This window comes from Amycolatopsis anabasis (genome assembly GCF_009765355.1).
Classification (GTDB): Bacteria; Actinomycetota; Actinomycetes; order Mycobacteriales; family Pseudonocardiaceae; genus Amycolatopsis; species Amycolatopsis anabasis.
In genome coordinates this window covers 146,983-165,742 of record NZ_VTHK01000013.1, presented here as the reverse complement: position 1 = coordinate 165,742, position 18,760 = coordinate 146,983, and the positions used below count along the sequence as shown (strand labels likewise).

Sequence of the window (18,760 nt, the reverse complement as noted above, 5' to 3'; positions counted from 1 at the left end):
CTCCCTAGACCAACTGCAGGCTGCTGACCAGCCAGCGGTCGTCGTGCCGCTCCAGCTTCATCAGCACCCGGTTGCGGTCGACCCGGGGCTGCTGCGTCGCCGCGTTGGTCACCGACTGGTCGACGAACAACGTGACCTCGGCCTGGTCGGCGCTCGCCGACTTCACGGCCGCGTCGATCACATTACCCTTGGCGGTGGCCTTCGCCTGCTGGATCAGCTGGCGCAGGGTGCCGCTCGCGCCGGTGTACTGGTCCTTGAACTCGCCGGTCGCGCCGTCCAGCACGTCGGCGAAGTTCTTGTCCAGGTTCTGGTAGTCGTATGTGGTGACGGTCACGGCGTAGCTGCGCGCGGTGCTCAGGGCCGCGTCCTTCGCCGAGTCGACATCGGACTTGTCCTTGTACAGCAGGAAGAACGTCACCCCGGCCGCGATCCCCGCGACGAACAGCACGGCCAGCGCGGCGGCCACCGGCAGCGACAGGGAGAGCGGGAACCGCTTCTCGCGCGGGGGTTTCCCCCGTTCTTCGGAATCGTCCGGATCATCCACTTCGGGCGCTTCGCTGTCCGCTGTGGACTCCGCGGACTCCGCGGTCTCGGTGGTCTCCTCGGTTGTGCCGGGGATCTCGGCGACCTGGACGGTCTCCTCGGCCCCTTCCGTGCTCGCCGCTGCCTCGGCCTGCTCGTTCTCCTCTTCCTTCGCCATCAGTTGCTCCCTTCCGCGTTCCGCAGCGCTGCGAGGTAGTCGTTCATCCAGGTGGACCCCGGGGCCGGGGTGGCCGCGCGCTCGTCGCCGGTCGCACCGGGCGGCGGGCCCGCGGTGGTGTCGCCCGGCGGGCGGGGCGCGTTGTAGGCCCCGCGCTGCTGCAGCAACGGGCCGCGATCGGTGCAGTAGCGGTTGATCCGCGGCGGCGGGCTGCCCCCGACCGTCGGCGGGCGGCGCGGGGTGTCGTAGTCGCAGGCCGGGCGCGGGTAGATGTCGGCCAGCGTCTTCAACGCGCCGTCACGCACCACCCCGGCCAGCCCGTTGCCGAGGTTGGTCAGCTCGGGCAGGAACGCGCCGATCGCCGCGGTGCGCACCGAGACGATCTCGCTCACCGTGCTCAGATCGCCGAGCAATGCGGCCATGGTCGGCTTGTTGTCCCGGATCAGCCCGTCCACCAGGTCGAACGCCCCGGGGCTCTGGTCCAGCAGTTCCCGGATCTCCGGATCCGAGGCGCGCAGCTGGTCGCCCAGGGTGTCCCCGGAGTTCGCGATCCGGCTCAGCTGGTCCCGCATGCCCGCGACGGTGTCCAGGGTGATCCGGCCGTTGTTCAGGATCCGGACCGTCTCGGGCAGCACCTCTTCCAAACCGGACAGCAGGAAGTCCCCGCCGGACAACAGCTTCTGGACCTTCGGCCCGGTTCCGGAGCCGAACGCCCTGGCCAGTTCGGTGACCACCACGTCCAGCTTGCCGGGATCGACCTGTTTGGACACGTCGCCCAGGTGCACCATCAGCTGGGCGAACGGGGTCGGCGTGCTGGTGTCGCGTTCGTGGACCACCGCGCCCTCGCCGAGGAACGGCCCGGCGTCGCGGCGCGGGCGGAAGTCCAGGTACTGCTCGCCCGCGGCGGACAGGTTCGCCACCACCGCGTCGGTGTCCGCCGGGATCTCGGTGCCCTCGTCGATCCGCAGGTCCACCGCGACCCCGTTCGGCCGCAACCGGATCTGGCTGACCTGGCCGACGTGGCTGCCGCGGAAGGTGACCTCCGAGGTGTCCAGCAGCCCGCCCGAGGTCGCGAGGTGCACCGTCACCGTGAACGACTTCGCGGTCGGATCGATCCGCACCACCGACAGCAGAAGGTAACTCAGCCCGACCGCGAGGATGGTCAGCAGGCCGAGGTTCGACAGCAGGATCCGGGTCCTGATCATCGGTTGCCCCCGAGTCGCTTCAGCAGGTCGCCGAGGTTGTCGGTGACCGTCCCGAGGAACCCGTTGAGATCCTCGAAACCGGGGACCCGCACGTTCTCGCCGGGGGAGAGGAACGGGATGTTGGTGATCCCGGCGAAGTACGCGCTCCCCGCCCCGGACTCGCCCTTGGAAACCCCTTCCACGTACTGGCCGAGCTGGACCATGCCGCGCAGCGTCGGGCCGAGCGAGTCCTTGATCGCGGCGAACCCGTCCAGCACCGCGCCCACGTCGTTGATCTTCGAGACGAGATCGCCGCGCACCCGCGACAGCAGGTTGTTGCCACTGGTGCCCGCGTTCGCGACCTTGGTGAGGACCTCGGTGATCTTCCCGGTCTGCTCGGAGAGCACCCGCATCGCCGGGGTGAAATCGGCCAGTGCCGCGTCGATCGTGCCGCGCCGCTGCTCGGCGGTGGCGGTCAGCGACCGGGCCGACGCCAGCACGCGGTCGATGTCGGCGGTGCGCGCGTTCAACGTCGACAGCGTGCCCTCGAGTTGCCCGAGGAGGTGCCGGATCTGGTCGGGCCGGTCGGTCAGCGCGGTGTTGACCTCGGTGACGATCGTCTTCAGCTGGCCCAGCCCGCCCCCGTTGACCAGGGCGGACAACGCGGCCAGGGTGTCCTCGACGCTGGCCGCCGCGCTGGTCGAGCCGAGGTTGATGGTGTCGTTCGCGCGCAGCGGCGGGCCGGGTTCCCGCGGCGGGTGCAACGCGACGAACACGTCCCCGAGCGGGGTCGCCTGGCGCAGTTCGGCGGTCGTCCCGGCGGGCAGCGTGACGTTCGTGGAGATCACCATGCCGACGTGGGCGTGGAAGTCCTTGGCGTGGATCCCGGTCACCCGGCCGATGTCGACGCCGTTCAGCTTCACGTGCGCCTTCTCCGGCAGGTTGAGCGCGTCCTCGAAGACGGCGTTCAGCGGGTAGGTGTCGCCGGTGACCCCGCCGCCGGGCAACGGCAGATCGGCCGCGGTCACCCCGCATCCGGTGAGCAGCGCGGAGGTGAGCAGCACGGCGGCGAACGCGTTCCTGACCTTCATTTCCGCACCGCCCCCACCAGGAGTTCGGTCATGCCCAGGTCCGGGCCGAAGTCGGCGACCTTGCCGTCCCGGCAGCCGGGCAGCTGGATGCCGACGGCCTTGCACAGCCCGTTGACCAGCTCGCCGTCCAGCAGCATCTCCGCGAGGTCGGCGTGCACCCGCAGTTGCCCGGTCTTGTGGTCCACCGCGGCGGCCACGTTCTGGAACAGCAGCGGCAGCACGTCCGCCGATTCGGCCAGTTCCCGCCCGTGCCGGGCGAGCGTGTCGGTGGTGACGCGCAGCTTCTTCAGGCTTTCCTGCGCGCTGCTCCGGTTCTCGTTGACCAGTTTCGTGGCCTCGTCGAGCAGGCCGTTCAGCCGCTGCAGCGCGGCGCCGAGCTGCGGGGCCTCCCCGGCGAACAGTTCGGTGACCTGGGTGAGCCCCGAGCTGAACGTCTTGATCTTCGCGTCGTTCTCCGCGGCGGCCGCGGTGAGCTGGTCGACGTTGCGGACCAGGCTCAGCAACGCGTCCCGCTGCCCGGTGCCCACGTCGACCAGGCCGTTCAACGCGTCCAGGCTCGCCCGGATGCGGTCCCCGTTCCCGGCCATGTTCCGCGCGAACACGTCGGTGGCGTCCTGGACCACCCCGGTACCACCGTCCGTTTTGGACAGTTGCGCGGAGAGTTCGTCCACGGCCTTGATCACCCGGTCGATCTCCACCGGGGTTTTGGTGCGCTCCAGGGGAATCACGTCCCCGTCGCGCAGCGTCGGCCCGCCGCGGTACACCGGGGTCAATTCCACGTGCCGGTCGGTCACCACCGACGGCGAGACGGTCACCGCGCCCGCGTTCGCCGGGATCTTGGTGTCCGCCTTGAGTTCCAGCTTCACCGAGACCTGCGTCCCGCGCGGTTTGATCTCCTTGACCGTGCCGATCGGGATGCCCAGCATGGCCACGTCGTTGCCGACGTACAGGCCCACCGAGTCCCGGAACTGGGCGGTGACGGTCATCGTCGGCGGGCTGAACACCGCGCAGCCGCTCGCCGACACCAGACCGGCCACCGCGGCGAGGATCACTACCAGGACCTTCTTCATCGGCAGTCCTTGATCGCGCCCGCCGTGCACAGCAGGTTGTCCGGGATGATCGCGTAGGGCAGGTACATGTCGCCGTACGGTCCGTTGCCGAACGCGTTGGCCAGGTACCGCCCGGCGGGGGCGAGGATCTGCAGCGCCCGGTCCAGCGCGTCGTCGTTGCGGCTCAGGATGTCGGTGACCCCGGCCAGGTTCGACAGCAGCGGTTCGATCTGCGGCCGGTTCTCGTTGAGGATCTCCTGCAACTGGCCGCTGAGCGTCTTGAAATCGGTCAGCACGCTGCGGATCAGGTCGCGGCGTTGCAGCAACTGCTTGATCAGCCCGTCCGCCTGGCCCATCAACTCGAACAGCTGCGCCCGGTTCTTGTTCAGCGTGGTGGTCACCGCGTCCGCGCTCGACAGCAGTTGGGCGAGCTGGTCCTGGCGCTTGGTGACCAGTTCGGACAGCTGACCCAGCCCGTCGAGCGTCTTCGCGATCTGCTGCGGCGCGCCGCGGAAGTCGTCGGCGAGCACCTTGAGCGATTCGCGCAGTTTCGCGCCGTCCAGCTTCTCGATGGCCGGGCCGCCGGTCTCGATCACCTTCTCCAGGTCGAACGGGACCGTGGTGTTCGCCAGTTTGATCCGGTCGCCCTCGAGTTCCCCTTCACCGAGCGGTTGCAGGTCGACAAAGCGGCCGCCGAGCAGGGTGGCGAGTTTGATGGTGGCGTGCGTGCCGCTGCCCAGGTGCACGCTTCGCTTGGCGCGGAAGGAAATGAGCACCTTGTCGCCGTCCAGCCGGGTGCCGGTGACCTCGCCGACGCCCATTCCGGCGACCCGCACCTCGTCCCCGGCCCGGATCCCGCCGGTGTGCGCGAACTCGGCCTCGTACCGGGCGTCACCGAGCCCCAGCGTGCCGACGGCCAGCGAGCCCAGCACCAGCGCGCCGATCACCGCGGCCCCAATGATCCCCAACCAGATCGGGTTGTACTCCTTGAGCGGCCTGATGATCCTCACCGGCACACCTCCGACTGCTTGGTGCCGATGATCTGCGGCACCACGCCGACCGGGAACGGCGCGAGGTTGATGTCGATGCTGCAGGCGTACAGGTTCAGCCACGAGCCGTACTGCGAAACGCGGGCGAGCCCGCCGAGGAACCCGGGCAGCGCCTTCACGGTCGCGTCCACGGTCGGGCCCTCCTTCAGGAACAGCCCGGCGACCTGGTTGAACCCGGCGAGATCCTTGCGCAGCGCGGGGCGGATGTCGTCGATCAGCCCGGTCACCGAACCGCTCACCTGGTCGATCTTGTCCATCGCGCCGAAGATCGCGTCGGTGTTGCCGCCGAGCGTGTTCACCAGCTGCTTCGCCTGCGCGAGCAGCTGGTCGAACTGCGGGCCCTTGCCCGCCAGGTGGTCGAGCACGCTGGTCAGGCCGGTGAGCACGTCACCGAGCACCTGGTCCCGGTCGGCGATCTTGCCGGTCAGCTCCGCGCTCTGGCTCAACAGCGAGTTGAGCGCGGGCCCTTCCCCTTGCAGCGCCTGGATGATCGTGCCGGACAGCTTGTTCAGGTCATCGGGCTCCAGCATGGAGAACAGCGGCTCGAACCCGTTGAGCAGCGCGGACAGGTCCAGCGAGGGTTCGGTCCGGTCCGGCGGGATGCGGGCGCCGTCGGGCAGCGGTTTGGCGGCGCCCGCCCCCGGCGTCAGCGCCAGGTAGCGCTGGCCGACCAGGTTCTGGTACCGGATCAGGGCCTTCGTGTTCGCGAACACCGGCTGGTCCGCCTGCACGGTGAAGCCGACCTCGGCGCGGGAGCCGGTCAGCTCGAGGCTTTCGATCCGGCCCACCTTCACCCCGGCCACCCGGACGTCGTCGCCCTCGTGCAGGCCGGTGACGTCGCTGAACTCGGCGACGAAGGTGTTGGTGTCCCCGCGGACGGTGTTGCGCAGCGTCGAGTAGATCAGTGCGATCGCGCATGCGGCGACCACGACCACCGCGGTCAGCTTGAACAGGGCTCCCTTGATGTTGTTACCCACGTGGCATCACCGTCGCTCCCCGCAGGAACGGTCCGAGCAGCAGGTTTCCCAGCGAGCCGAACGACTTCGCCGCGTCGCCGAAGATCGAGCCGATCGCCTCGGTCTCCTGCGGGCTGCCGACCGGGCCGACCAGCCCGCCGGGCGCCTGCTGAGTGGTCGCGGGCGGGGGAGTGGTCACCGGCGCCGGGGCGAGCTGCGGCGCCTGAGCCGGTTGGCTGGGCGGGAGCGGGATCGGCGCGGGCTGGGGCGGCGGGGGATCGTCGCAGTTCGGCCCGTCCAGGCCCGGGTACCGCGGGCAGTTGGTCGAGTTGTACGGGGTGAACGGGGTGACCGTGAAGACCAGGTCGATGTTGAGCCAGTGGTGCGGCCCCTCGAAGGCCTCGCCGAACGCCTTGACGCCCTTGCCCAGCGCCTCGAAGGACAGCGGGATGTCGGCGGCGTGCTGCCCGAGCGTCTTCACCACCGGGGTGATCTCGTGGATCACCTTGATCATCCGGTCGGCGTTGTCGTCCAGCACGCCTCGCACGCTGTCCACAGTGGATGCACCACCGGCCAGGGTGCGGGCGAGCTGCTGCTGCTTCTCCACGATCGTCCGGCTGGTCACCAGCGCGGAATCCACGGTGTCCAGGAGTTTCGGCGCGTTCGCCTGCAACCCCTCCAGCGCGGTGGCCAAAGTGGACAGATCGTGGGTGAAGGTGCCGGTGTGCGGGGTGATCGCGGACAGGTACTTGTCCAGCCGCCCGATCAGCGTCCCGAGCTGCCCGCCGCGCCCGTCCAGCGCCTGCGCGATCCCGGTGAGCGCGGTGTTCAGCTTGGCCGGTTCCACCGCGGCCAGCACGTCCCGCACCTTGGTCATCGCGGTCTGCAGCTGCAGCGCTTCGGTGGAGTCGTCGCCCGGGACCACCGCGTCCGCGGCCAGCGGCCGGGTGTCGTTCGGCTCCGGCACCAGCTCGACGTACGGCGCGCCGAACACGTTGGTCGGCAGGATCCGGGCCTTCACCGAGGCCGGGATGCCGGAAACGTGCTCGGGTTTGAGGTTGAGGTGGACGACGTGCCGCGCCCCGCCGGGCGTGGATTCGACCGCGCCCACCGAACCGACCTGCACGCCGCGCACCTTCACGTCCGAACCGGCAGGCAGGCCGTCGCCGACGTCGCTGACCACCGCGGTGGCCCGCACGTCGTCCCGGAACGCCCCCTGGGACTGCAGCACGAGCACGGTGGTCACCACCGCGATCACCGACAGGTAGACGAAACCGCGCAGCGCGAGCGAGCGCACCGACGGGCCGCGGCCGGAGGGATCGATGAGGGAGGCCATGCGCTACCCCGAAATCCGGATGCCGGGGTCGAAACCCCAGAACGCCAGGGTCATCAGCATGTCCACCACGACGATCACGATGATGCTCGCCCGGATCGCGCGCCCGGACGCGACACCCACGCCCTCCGGCCCGCCCGAGGCGTAGTAGCCGTAGTAGCAGTGGATCAGGGTGGACAGCACCACGAACGAGGCCGCCTTCAGCACCGACAGCGCGACATCGCCGGGTACCAGGAACTGGTGGAAGTAGTGCAGGTAGGTCCCGCTGGTCTGGCCGTAGACGATGCTCAGGACCCCTTGCGTGGCAAGGTAACTCCCGGCCAGGCCGAGCAGGTAGAGCGGGATGATCGCGAGGAACGAGGCGAGCATCCGGGTGGTCACCAGGTACGGCAGCGGCCGGATGGACATCGACTCGAGCGCGTCGATCTCCTCGGAGATCCGCATCGAACCCAGTTGCGCGGTGGTGCGGCAGCCCGCCTGCGCGGTGAACGCGATCGCGGCGATCAGCGGCGCCAGTTCGCGCGTGTTCCCGTACGCGGACACGAAACCGGTGAGCGGCGCCAGCCCGAGGATGTCCAGCGCGTTGAACCCCTCGACGCCGACCGTGGCGCCGGTGAACAGCGACAGCAGCGCCATCACGCCGACCGTGCCGCCGCCGACCACGATCGCCCCGCTGCCCCAGCTGATGTCCGAGAGCAGCCGGAACACCTCGGCCCGGTAATGCCGCAGCGTCAACGGAATCGCCGCGATCGCGCGGACGAAGAAGGTCGCCTGGTGACCCATTCCGGCGAGCCCGTGGTACGGGGCCCGCACGACCCGCTCGGCCACCCGGACCGGCGGCGCCTGGTAACGCGATCCGACGGCCATCACACGATCCTCGACGGGAAGAGGACGTTGGAGATCTGCGTGATGATCACGTTGACCCCGAACAGGATTACCACGGCGAGCACCACGGCCGCGTTCACCGCGTGCGCGACGCCGCCCGGCCCGCCCTGCGCGGTGAGGCCCTTCTGCGCGGCCACCACGCCGACGATCGCGCCGAACAGCACCGATTTGAACTCGGCCAGGATCAGGTCGCTGGGCTGGGCGAACGCGGCGAACGAGCTGACGTAACTGCCCGGCGTGCCGCCCTGGGCCAGCACGTTGAAGAAGTAGCCGGTGACCACCCCGGTGAACACCACGATCCCGCACAGCACGATGGCCACCAGCACGATCGCGACCATCCGCGGCGCGACCAGCCGACGGATCGGGGACAGGCCCATGGTCTCCAGCGCGTCGATCTCCTCGCGGATCTTGCGCGCGCCGAGGTCCGAGGTGATCGCCGAACCGACCGCCCCGGCCAGCAGCAGCGCGGTGACGATCGGCGCGCCCTGCTGGATCACGCCGAGGCCGTTGGCGGCGCCCATGAACGAGCTGGCGCCGACCTGCTGGGCGACGCTGGACACCTGGACCGAGATGATCACGCCGAACGGCACCGCGACCAGGATCGTCGGGATCACCGAGACGCTGACCATGAACCAGGCCTGGCGGACGAATTCCCGCCACGGGAACCGCCGGCGCGGGATGTCGGTGAGGATGCTCGCGCCCACGGTCACGGACATCACCAGCACGTTCCCCGCGGTCGCACACGACTGGAGCGCGCGGGAAACCAGCAGCTCAGCGAGCGATCCCTGCTTCATCGTGTCCTGCGCCACAGTCGCAGCGTACAGAATGACACGTCATTCACAAGGGCGGCTGTCATTTCACACCCCTTCCCCGTTGAAGGTGCTCACCGTCATCGCCCGTGCTCGCTGAGTGCTACCTACTCGCGAGTTCATCAAGGTACAACGAGTGGGTGTGATGCGCGTTACTCCATTGTGGCGACAAGGTCGTTGGTCCTGTCGCGCCTCGTTGTGAGTGTTGACACTCGCGGGCGGCCTATGGATAGTAACTCGTCAGTAACGGATACCTGAGGTACCAAGTACTGGCAGGGTGGTGTCGACGATGACCAGGACCGCCGCGAACCAGGAGCGCACGGCCCAGCGCCTGCTCACCTCCTCGGCGAACAAGTTCTACGACCCCCAGGTGGACATCGACTGGGGCGAGCCGATGCTCGACGGCGCGCCCTATCTCCCCGAACACCGGATCTCCTTGTACGGCACCGAGTTGTGGGACCGGATGGCCCCCGAGCAGCGCCTCGAACTGGGCAAGCACGAGGCGGTCAGCATGGTCAGCTACGGCATCTACGCCGAGGTCGCGCTGATGCACCTGCTGCTGCGAATCGTCGCCGAAGGGGACCCGGCCAGCGCGCACGCGCAGTACACGCTCACCGAGATCGGTGACGAGACCCGCCACTCGACGATGTTCGGCAAGTTCATCGGCAAGACCGGCGTCCGTGCGTACCGGCAGCCGTGGCTCGCCGCGAAGGCGCTGCGGTTCATCTCGCTCATCCCGATCGGCCCGGTCAGCTACGGCATGGCCCTGCTCATCGAGGAAATCCTGGACCGCGGCCAGCGGGAGAACATGGCCGACGAGCGCATCCAGCCGCATTTCCGGATGCTCAACCGGATCCACGTGCTCGAGGAGGCCCGGCACATCGGCTTCGCGCGTGAGGAACTCGTGCGCAGCGCGGAGAAACTCAACCGGTTCCAGCTCGCGCTGAACCGGGTCATCCTGGCGATCGCCGCGAACGCGGTGGCCTACATGCTGATCCACCCCAAGGTCTACCGAGCGGTCGGGATCAAACCCCGGGTGGGGCGCAAGGCCGCGCTGCGGAACCCGCACTACCAGCGGACCTCGCAGTTCATGGCCGAACGGCTGGTGGACTTCTTCACCGAGACCGGGATGATCAAAGGTTGGCTGACCACCGCGCTGTGGCGCCGCTCGAACCTGCTGCCGCGGGGCCGGAAATGACCGCGCTGCACGCCGTCCCGGCGCCACCCGAACCCAGGCCCGATCCGCGGCGCTTCGTGACCGCCGACGGCTCCGCGCTGCGCGTGGTCGGGTCCGGACCGGCCGACGCGCCGGTGACCGTGGTGCTCGTGCACTGCTGGATGATGGACCACGAATCCTGGGACGACGTGGTCTCGCACCTCGGCCCGGACGTCCGCGTGCTGCGGTACGACCACCGCGGGCACGGCCGCTCGGTCGCCGCGCCGCCGGGGACCGCGCGGATCGAGCAACTCGCCGACGATCTGGCCGAACTGCTCGCCGACCGGGCGCCGACCGGGAAACTGGTGCTGGCCGGGCATTCCCTCGGCGGTATGACGATCATGGCGCTCGCCGAGCGGCACCCCGAGCTGGTGCGCGCCCGGGTCGCCGGGGTCGCGTTCGTGGCGACCAGCTCCGGTGACCTGTCTTCGAACACGTTCGGCGTCCCGCCGAAGCTGTTCACCGCCGGTCAGCGGATCGAGGCGCCGGTCAACCGCTGGCTCGTGCGGCGCGATCCGCGTTCACGGCGCTACGGCACGGCGGTCCTGCGGCTGGTGCTCTTCGGCCGCAACCCGAGCCGGTACGACCTGGCCCGGGCGGCGAAGCAGTTCGCCCGCTCGCATCCGGCGAGCATGATCGGCATCCGGTACTCGCTCTACGAGCACGACCGGTACCACGCGCTCGCCGCGTTCCGGGACATCCCGGCCGTGGTGCTCGCGGGCGCGGTCGACGTGCTGACCCCGGTCGGCCACCTGGCCCGGATCGCGCGGGCGCTGCCGGACGCCGATTTCGTCCTCTTCCCGCGAGCGGGGCACATGCTGCCGTTCGAACGGTCCGCCGAGGTCGCCGAGCGGATCGGAGGTCTCCTGCGGGCGGCCGCGGATCGGAAAGCGAGGCGACATGGCTAGGCGCACGGCCGCTCGGAAGGTCACCGAGGAGACCGGGATCGTCATCGTCGGCACCGGGTTTTCCGGGCTGGGCATGGCGATCCAGCTCAAGAAGGCGGGCCGGGACGATTTCGTGCTGCTGGAGAAGGCCGCCGAGATCGGCGGCACCTGGCGGGACAACAGCTATCCCGGCTGCGCTTGTGACGTGCCGTCGCACATGTACTCGTATTCCTTCGAACCGAACGCGCGCTGGTCGCAGACGTTCTCCGCGCAGCCGGAGATCTGGGACTACCTCAAGCGGCTCACCGACAAGTACGGGCTGCGCGAGCACATCCGGTTCGGGCACGAGGTGACCTCGGCGCGCTGGGACGACCGCGAACACCGCTGGCAAGTCGGTACCAAGGCGGGCGAGTTCACCGGGAAGTTCCTGGTCGCCGGGGTCGGGGCGCTGCACATCCCGAACATCCCGCAGCTGCCCGGACTCGACACCTTCAAAGGGAAGACGTTCCACTCCGCGCAGTGGGACCACGCCTACGACCTGCGTGGCAAGAAGGTCGCGGTGATCGGCACCGGCGCGAGCGCGATCCAGTTCGTGCCGGAGATCGCCAAGCAGGTCGCCGAACTGCACCTGTACCAGCGCACGCCGCCCTGGGTGATGCCGCGGGCGAACGCGGAGATCCCGGAATCCGCGCGGAACGTCTTCCAGCGCGTCCCGCTGCTGCGCCGCGTTTACCGCAACGTCGTCTACTGGGGCGCGGAATCCCTCGCGATCGGCATGAACGGGCATCCCGCGATCCTGCGCGCGGGCGAATGGCTGGGCAAGCGGCACATCAACCGCCAGATCGCCGATCCGGTGCTGCGGAAGAAGGTCACCCCGCGCTACCGGCTCGGCTGCAAGCGGGTGCTCGGCTCGAACACCTACTACCGGTCGCTGACCCGGGACCACGTGCAGGTGATCACCGAGGGCATCACCGAGATCCGGGAGCACGGCGTGGTCACCGCCGACGGCACGGAACGCGCGGTCGACGCGATCATCTTCGGCACCGGGTTCCACGTCACGGACGCCTTCGAGTACCTCGACATCAAGGGCCGGGGCGGCCGGGACCTGGCCGAGCAGTGGCGGCGCGAGGGCATCCAGACCCATCTGGGCATCACGGTCAACGGGTTCCCGAACTCGTTCTTCCTGCTCGGCCCGAACACCGGACTGGGGCACAACTCGGTGGTGTTCATGATCGAGTCGCAGATCCGGTACGCGCTGGACGCGATCCGGATGGTCGAGCGGAACCGGGCCGCGGGCTTCGAGGTCCGCCGCCAGGTGCAGGGCGAGTTCAACGCGGAAATCCAGCGCAAGCTCGCGAAAGGCGTGTGGAGCACCGGCGGCTGCACCAGCTGGTACCTGGATTCCCAGGGGGTGAACCGGACGATCTGGCCCGGTTTCACCTGGCAGTACTGGTTGCGCACGCGCAAGGCGGATCCGGCGGACTTCGAGCTGATCGGTTCCCGGCGGGGGCAACATGCTGACAGAGAACACAGTTTGACGGGAGTTGTGCGGTGAAGCGGTTCGCGGACAAGGTCGCGGTGATCACCGGAGCCGGTTCCGGCATCGGCCGGGCCCTCGCCCTGGAACTGGCCGATCGAGGGGCTCGGCTGGCACTGTCCGATGTGGACCTCGCGCGGGTCGCCGAAACGGCCGCGCTGTGCGAGAAGGCGGGGGCGAAGGCGTTGCCCTACCAGGTCAACGTGGCCGACCGGACCGCGGTGCTCGCGCACGCCGACGAGGTCGCGGGCGAGTTCGGCGCGGTGAACCTGGTGGTGAACAACGCCGGCGTGGCCTTGTCCGCGAACGTCGACGAGATGCGGTGGGACGACCTGGACTGGTTGATGAACATCAACTTCTGGGGCGTGGCGCACGGCACCAAGGCGTTCCTGCCGTACCTGATCGAATCCGGCGACGGGCACCTGGTGAACGTCTCCAGCGTCTTCGGGTTCATCGGGGTGCCCACGCAGAGCGCCTACAACGCGGCGAAGTTCGCGGTCCGCGGCTTCACCGAGGCGCTGCGCCAGGAGATGCTCATCGACAGGCGACCGGTCGGGGTGAGCTGCGTGCACCCCGGCGGGATCAAGACCAACATCGTCCGCGACGCCCGCTCCACGGGAGCGTTACGCCTGGACAAAGCCGACCGGGACTTCCAGCGGATCGCGCTCACCACGCCCGCGCGGGCCGCGCGCACGATCCTGCGCGGGGTGCAGCGGAACAAGCCCCGGATCCTGATCGGCCCGGACGCGTACGTCTTCGACGCGCTGCCGCGCGTGCTCGGTGCCCGCTACCAGCGGCTCAGCGCGCTGATCGCGAAGGGCGGGCTGTCCCTCGGCTCCCGTCTGGGCCGGTTGTGAACCCTAGGAAGCCGACCGGGGAAGTGGTAGAAATGAAGCGGAATGACAGATCATTCCGTCTCGTGACGGGAGGTGCCGGGATGGCCGACGTGGCTGACCAGGCCGTGGAGAGGGCGACCGAACCGGCCGCGCGCCCGGCACCTCCCGTCGTGGAACACCGGGGCAGGGGAAGCCGCCGCTCCCGCGTGCTCGCGCTGTTCCTGCGCGTCTTCGTGCGCCCGGTCCTGGTGGCCTACGGCCGCTTCCCGCACCTGCCCTGGCCGTTCGGCCTGATCGACCGGCTCGCCTTCTGGATGCGTTCGCTACCCGGCACCGAACGCGCGCCGGTCGCGCTGCCGGACTGCCGCGCGGAGTGGATCCAGGCGCGGAAGGCGACCGGGAACCGGGTCGTCCTCTACCTGCACGGCGGCGCCTTCATCTGCTGCGGCCTGCGCACCCACCGGCGCCTGGTGTCCGAGATCTCGGCCGCCGGGCGGTGCCCGGTGCTCACCGTCGACTACCGGATGCTGCCGCGCGCGCCGATCTCCAGTTCGGTGACCGATGGCGTGCACGGCTTCCGCTGGCTGCTCGACCAGGGTTTCCGACCGGAGGAGATCGTCGTCGCGGGCGATTCCGCGGGCGGTTTCCTCGCCTTCCAGGTCGCGCTGGCCGTTGTCCAGCGCCGCCTTGGCACCCCCGCCGCCGTGGTGGCGCTCTCCCCGCTCACCGACCTCGACCCGGCCCGGAAGTGCGAGCACCCCAACGCGAGCCTCGATCCGGTGTTCCCGACCAGCGTGCTGTCCGCGGTCGCCGACCTCGCCGCGAAGACCGAGGCGCGCGTGTTCGTCGACGGCAGCCCCGGCCCCGCGCTCTCCCCGGTGGACGCCGACCTCGGCGAGTTGCCGCCGGTGCTGATCCAGGCGGGTTCCACCGAGATGCTGCTGCCGGATTCGGAACTGATGGCGGACCGCCTCGCCGCCGCGGGCGTCGGCGTGACCCTGCAGATCTGGGACCGCCAGGTGCACGTCTTCCAGGCCGCCGCCGACCTCGTCCCGGAAGGCCGCGCCGCCATCCGCGAGATCGGAACCTTCCTACGCCAGGCCGCCCCATGATCCCCCGCCACCATTTCCCCCAATGTGGCTTTCGGGGCGCTCAAGGTACCCAATGCGGCTTTCGGGGCGTTGAAGGTACCGAAAGCCACTTTGGGGGATTCCCGGGGTGCACCATGAACGTCCACTGTGGAGGATCGCGATGACGGAAACCCCGGACCACGAGATCATCATCGTCGGGGCCGGTGTCGGCGGGCTCGGCGCGGGCATCGCGGTGCGCAAGGCGGGCATCGAGGACTTCGTGATCCTGGAGCGGGCCTCGGACATCGGGGGCACCTGGCGGGACAACACCTATCCCGATGTCGCCGTGGACCTGCCCTCGTTCACCTACCAGTTCTCGTTCGAGAAGAACCCGGACTGGTCGCGGGTGTTCCCGAAGGGCCACGAGGTCAAGGAGTACATCGATCGCGTAGCCGACAAGTACGGGCTGCGGCCATATATCCGGTTGAACACCGAGATGACCGCGCGGGTGTGGGACGAGGACGAGCATCTCTGGCGGATACATTTGCGTGGCGGGAAGGTGCTGACCTGCCGGTACGTGATCACCGCGCTGGGCGCGTTCGTGGATCCGAAGCGGCCGGACATTCCCGGGCTCGACGATTTCGGCGGGAAGGTCATTCAGACCTCGCGCTGGGATCACGACTACGACCTGCGGGGGAAGCGGGTCGGGGTGATCGGCACCGGGTCCACGGCGGTGCAGATGGTGCCGAAGGTCGCGAACGTGGCGAAGAAGCTGAGCGTGTTCCAGCGGCACGCGATCTGGGTGTTCGCCAAACCGGACCTGAAGATTCCGCCCGGGTTGCGGAGGTTGTTCCGGGTGGCGCCGTTCACGCAGAGCGTGGTGCGCGGGGTCACCGCGGCGATCGTCGAGGTGCTGCTGGTCGGCGTGATCGTGTCCGGCAAACCCGGCACGTTCGTGGCCAGGCGCTGTGAGCGGGCCATTCGCGGGTACCTGCGGACGCAGGTGCGGGATCCGGAACTGCGGCGCAAGCTCACCCCGGACTACGGGTTCGGCTGCAAGCGGCCGAGCGTGTCGAACACCTACTACAAGACGTTCACCCGGGAGCACGTCGACCTGGTGACCGACGGGATCGAGCGGATCACGCCGACCGGGATCCTGGACCAGGCCGGGCGCCACCACGAGATCGACGCGCTGATCCTGGCCACCGGATTCCGGCTGTCGAACGATCCGGAGAACTACCGCAAGGTGCCGGTCAAGGGGCGGGACGGGTTCGATCTCGCCGACTTCTTCGCGACCGAGCAGGTCCAGGCGTATGAAGGGGTGAGCATTCCCAAGCTGCCCAACAGCTTCTTCATCTTCGGGCCGTTCTCCTGGACCGGGAGTTCGTGGCACGTGATGGTGGAAACCCAGTCGCACCACGCGATGCGGGTGATCGCCGAGGCCAAGCGCCGGGGTGCGACCGCGGTCGAGGTCACGCAGGAGGCGAACGACCGGTTCTTCGCCTTCGCCCATGGCCGGGCCAGTCGCTCGCTGCTGTTCAGCAACAACTGCGAGAACGCGAACACCTACTACATCGACCACCACGGCGACTTCTCGCTGCTGCGGCCGACGACCGCGTTCCAGGCGATGTGGAAGAGCCGCCGGTTCTCCCTCGACGACTACACCTACCGGACCCTGCCCGCGAAACCGGTGAACGGCCGGGAGGTGAAGCGGCAATGGCGGCGCCCGATCAGCAGCCCGACCACGAAGTCGTCGTGATCGGCGCCGGGCCCGGCGGCATCGCGGCCGGGGTCCGGTTGCGCGAGACCGGTCTCGACTTCGTGATCTTGGAACGGGCCGGGGAGATCGGCGGGAGCTGGCGCGACAACACTTACCCCGGGATCGGCGTGGACATCCCGTCGATCGCCTACCAGTACTCGTTCGCCCGCAACCCGGACTGGTCGCGGGTGTTCGCGCGCGGTGCGGAAGTGCAGGCGTACCACCGCGATGTCGTCGAGCGGTTCGGCCTCGGGCCGCATCTGGAGTTCCACACCGAGGTGGTGCGCGAGGTCTGGGACGACGAGCGGCACCGGTGGAACCTGCACACCGGCGACGGCCGGGTGATCACCGCGCGGTTCGTGATCAGCGCGGTCGGCGCGTTCATCAATCCCAAGCTGGATCCGGGGATCCCCGGGCTCGCGGACTACCTGGGCAAGATCCAGCGCCCCACCGCGTGGGACCACGACTACGACCACACCGGAAGGCGGGTCGGGATCATCGGCACCGGCGCGAGTTCGGTGCAGATCACCCCGTCGATCGCGCCCGAGGTCGAGCGGCTCGACGTCTTCCAGCGCACCCCGGTGTGGTGCCTGCCGAAACCGGACTTCGCGATCCCGCCCGCGGTGCGGCTCCTGCTGCGGGTCCCCGGGCTGATGGCGTTGCTGCACGGGACGATGCTGGCCGGGGTCGAGGTGCTGCTGCGGCTCGCGGTGCATTCGCCGCTGCCGATCGCCGCGCGGGCGATGCGGTTGATGGACTCGCGGGCGCGGGCGTTCTACCGGTGGTACCTCCGCCGCGCGGTGCGGGACCCGGAAACCCGTGCGGCGCTGGTCCCGGCCTACGGCGTGCTCGGCAAGCGGCCGACCATGTCCAACACGTTCGTCCAGGCGTTCAACCGGCCGAACACGAACCTGGTGACCACGCCGATCGAACGGTTCACCGAGAAGGGCGTGCGGCTGGCGGACGGCACCGAACGCGAGTTCGACATGATCGTGCTGGCCACCGGGTACGAGCTGTTCTCCGATCCGGAGAGCTACCGGCCCGGCGCGATCGTCGGCCGGGACGGGTTCGACCTCGGCGAGTTCTACGCGGCGCGGCGGCTGCAGGCGTACGAGAGCGTGAGCGTGCCCAAGCTGCCGAACCGGTGGATGCTGGTGGGGCCGTACTCGTGGACCGGAACCGGCTGGCACGCGCTGGTCGAGATCACCTCGCGGCACGCGGTGCGCGCGATCACCGAGGCCCGGCGCCGCGGGGCCACCGCGGTCGAGGTGGACCAGGCCGCGCACGACCGCTACCACGCGGGCGTGCGGCGGCGCGGGCGCAACATCGCGTACTACTTCGGCGTGCTCAACCAGGGTTTGCGGACGTACTACGTGAACTCCCAGGGCGACATGCCCTACATCCGGCCCTCGTCGGTGCTGCAGGCCCGGCGCAGGAGCCGTAGTTTCGATCTGGACGACTACACCTATCGGGCGGCGTGATGGCGAACTGGACGGCGGCGGACATTCCCGATCAGCACGGCCGGACGGCCGTGGTGACCGGGGCGAACAGCGGACTCGGGCTGGTGGCGGCGAAGGAACTCGCCCGGGCCGGGGCGCGGGTGATCCTGGCCTGCCGGGACGTGGGCAAGGGCAAGGACGCGGCTGCCGGGATGACCGGCGACGTGGAGGTGCGCGCGCTCGACCTCGCCGATCTGGCGTCGGTGCGGGCGTTCGCGGACAGCGTCGACGGGCCGGTGGACATGCTGATCAACAACGCGGGCCTGATGGCGGTGCCGCGCGGGCAGACCCGGGACGGGTTCGAGACCCAGTTCGGGGTGAACCACCTCGGCCACTTCGCGCTCACCGGGCTCCTGCTGGACCGGATCACCGACCGGGTCGTCTCGCTGTCCAGTTTCATGCACCGCATCGGGCGGATCCGGCTGAGCGACCCGAACTTCACCCGGCGGTACGGTCGCTGGTCGGCCTACGGCCAGTCGAAGCTCGCGAACCTGATGTTCGCCTACGAACTCCAGCGGCGGCTGGCGGACGCGGGTTCGGACGTGCGTTCGATGGCCGCGCATCCCGGATACGCGAACACGAACCTGCAGGGGCGCACCGAGTCGATCCAGGACTTCGGGATGCGCCTGATGAACCGGTTCCTCGCGCAGAGCGCCGAGCGGGGCGCGCTGCCGACGCTGTACGCGGCGACCAAGCCCGATCTGCCCGGCGGTTCGTTCGCCGGTCCGAACCTGCCCGGCGAGATGTGGGGGCATCCGCACCGGGTCCGGTCCAACCGGGCGTCCCGCGACCGCGAGGTTCAGCGGAAGCTGTGGGAGCTGTCCGAGGAGCTGACCGGCGTGCGGTACGACTTCGCGGTCCTTCGACGTTGACGGTGTGCTCGCCCGGGGAAGTGGGATA

At 69.3% G+C, this 18,760-nt stretch carries 17 protein-coding genes; 8 read left to right on the top strand and 9 right to left on the bottom strand.

Translation table 11 applies throughout. The annotated features are described in order from the left end of the window. Nucleotides 1-4: 4 nt before the first annotated feature. From FXO23_RS19290 to FXO23_RS19250, 9 genes are read right to left on the bottom strand one after another with little or no spacing between them, the layout of a single operon-like run. The gene (locus FXO23_RS19290) at nt 5-700 is read right to left on the bottom strand and encodes a hypothetical protein (RefSeq protein ID WP_158886732.1); all 696 of its coding nucleotides are present in this window, start codon (nt 698-700) and stop codon (nt 5-7) included. Further along, entirely contained in the window at nt 700-1,905 is a 1,206-nt protein-coding gene (locus FXO23_RS19285; RefSeq protein WP_158886731.1) for an MlaD family protein, read from the bottom strand. Before FXO23_RS19285 ends, FXO23_RS19290 begins: the two co-directional genes overlap by 1 nt. Next, nucleotides 1,902-2,975 carry an MCE family protein gene (locus FXO23_RS19280; protein WP_158886730.1) on the bottom strand — a complete coding sequence of 358 codons (1,074 nt, stop codon included), beginning with the start codon at nt 2,973-2,975 and terminating at the stop codon, nt 1,902-1,904. The genes FXO23_RS19285 and FXO23_RS19280 overlap by 4 nt, the downstream gene beginning before the upstream one ends. Further along, on the bottom strand, nt 2,972-4,045 hold the full coding sequence (locus FXO23_RS19275; RefSeq protein ID WP_158886729.1) for an MCE family protein: 1,074 nt from the start codon (nt 4,043-4,045) through the stop codon (nt 2,972-2,974). The genes FXO23_RS19280 and FXO23_RS19275 overlap by 4 nt, the downstream gene beginning before the upstream one ends. Next, nucleotides 4,042-5,034 (bottom strand): MCE family protein, encoded by a 993-nt coding sequence (locus FXO23_RS19270; protein ID WP_158886728.1) that lies wholly within the window; start codon nt 5,032-5,034, stop codon nt 4,042-4,044. The genes FXO23_RS19275 and FXO23_RS19270 overlap by 4 nt, the downstream gene beginning before the upstream one ends. Beyond that, the gene (locus tag FXO23_RS19265) at nt 5,031-6,050 is read right to left on the bottom strand and encodes an MCE family protein (protein ID WP_158886727.1); all 1,020 of its coding nucleotides are present in this window, start codon (nt 6,048-6,050) and stop codon (nt 5,031-5,033) included. The genes FXO23_RS19270 and FXO23_RS19265 overlap by 4 nt, the downstream gene beginning before the upstream one ends. Next, the gene (locus FXO23_RS19260; protein ID WP_158886726.1) at nt 6,043-7,365 is read right to left on the bottom strand and encodes an MCE family protein; all 1,323 of its coding nucleotides are present in this window, start codon (nt 7,363-7,365) and stop codon (nt 6,043-6,045) included. Before FXO23_RS19260 ends, FXO23_RS19265 begins: the two co-directional genes overlap by 8 nt. A gap of 3 nt (nt 7,366-7,368) precedes the next feature. Next, the gene (locus tag FXO23_RS19255; protein ID WP_158886725.1) at nt 7,369-8,229 is read right to left on the bottom strand and encodes an MlaE family ABC transporter permease; all 861 of its coding nucleotides are present in this window, start codon (nt 8,227-8,229) and stop codon (nt 7,369-7,371) included. Further along, entirely contained in the window at nt 8,229-9,056 is an 828-nt protein-coding gene (locus FXO23_RS19250) for an MlaE family ABC transporter permease (protein ID WP_246257541.1), read from the bottom strand. Before FXO23_RS19250 ends, FXO23_RS19255 begins: the two co-directional genes overlap by 1 nt. A gap of 289 nt (nt 9,057-9,345) precedes the next feature. Here FXO23_RS19250 and FXO23_RS19245 point away from each other — a divergent pair, with 289 nt between their 5' ends. From FXO23_RS19245 to FXO23_RS19210, 8 genes are all read left to right on the top strand, one after another. Beyond that, nucleotides 9,346-10,254 carry an AurF N-oxygenase family protein gene (locus FXO23_RS19245; RefSeq protein ID WP_158886724.1) on the top strand — a complete coding sequence of 303 codons (909 nt, stop codon included), beginning with the start codon at nt 9,346-9,348 and terminating at the stop codon, nt 10,252-10,254. Next, nucleotides 10,251-11,180: an alpha/beta fold hydrolase gene (locus tag FXO23_RS19240; RefSeq protein WP_158886723.1), complete on the top strand. Its 930-nt coding sequence runs from the start codon at nt 10,251-10,253 to the stop codon at nt 11,178-11,180. The genes FXO23_RS19245 and FXO23_RS19240 overlap by 4 nt, the downstream gene beginning before the upstream one ends. Further along, entirely contained in the window at nt 11,173-12,714 is a 1,542-nt protein-coding gene (locus FXO23_RS19235; protein ID WP_158886722.1) for a flavin-containing monooxygenase, read from the top strand. The genes FXO23_RS19240 and FXO23_RS19235 overlap by 8 nt, the downstream gene beginning before the upstream one ends. Next, nucleotides 12,711-13,553: an SDR family NAD(P)-dependent oxidoreductase gene (locus FXO23_RS19230; protein WP_158886721.1), complete on the top strand. Its 843-nt coding sequence runs from the start codon at nt 12,711-12,713 to the stop codon at nt 13,551-13,553. The genes FXO23_RS19235 and FXO23_RS19230 overlap by 4 nt, the downstream gene beginning before the upstream one ends. Nucleotides 13,554-13,633: 80 nt before the next feature. Beyond that, nucleotides 13,634-14,644, top strand: coding sequence for an alpha/beta hydrolase (locus FXO23_RS19225; RefSeq protein ID WP_246257538.1), 1,011 nt, complete (start codon nt 13,634-13,636; stop codon nt 14,642-14,644). Between the two features lie 139 nt (nt 14,645-14,783). After that, a complete protein-coding gene (locus tag FXO23_RS19220; RefSeq protein WP_158886720.1) occupies nt 14,784-16,361 on the top strand; it encodes a flavin-containing monooxygenase in 1,578 nt (525 codons plus the stop codon). Continuing rightward, on the top strand, nt 16,319-17,842 hold the full coding sequence (locus FXO23_RS19215; protein ID WP_158886719.1) for a flavin-containing monooxygenase: 1,524 nt from the start codon (nt 16,319-16,321) through the stop codon (nt 17,840-17,842). The genes FXO23_RS19220 and FXO23_RS19215 overlap by 43 nt, the downstream gene beginning before the upstream one ends. Further along, nucleotides 17,842-18,732, top strand: coding sequence for an oxidoreductase (locus FXO23_RS19210; RefSeq protein ID WP_158886718.1), 891 nt, complete (start codon nt 17,842-17,844; stop codon nt 18,730-18,732). Before FXO23_RS19215 ends, FXO23_RS19210 begins: the two co-directional genes overlap by 1 nt. Nucleotides 18,733-18,760 lie beyond the last annotated feature (28 nt).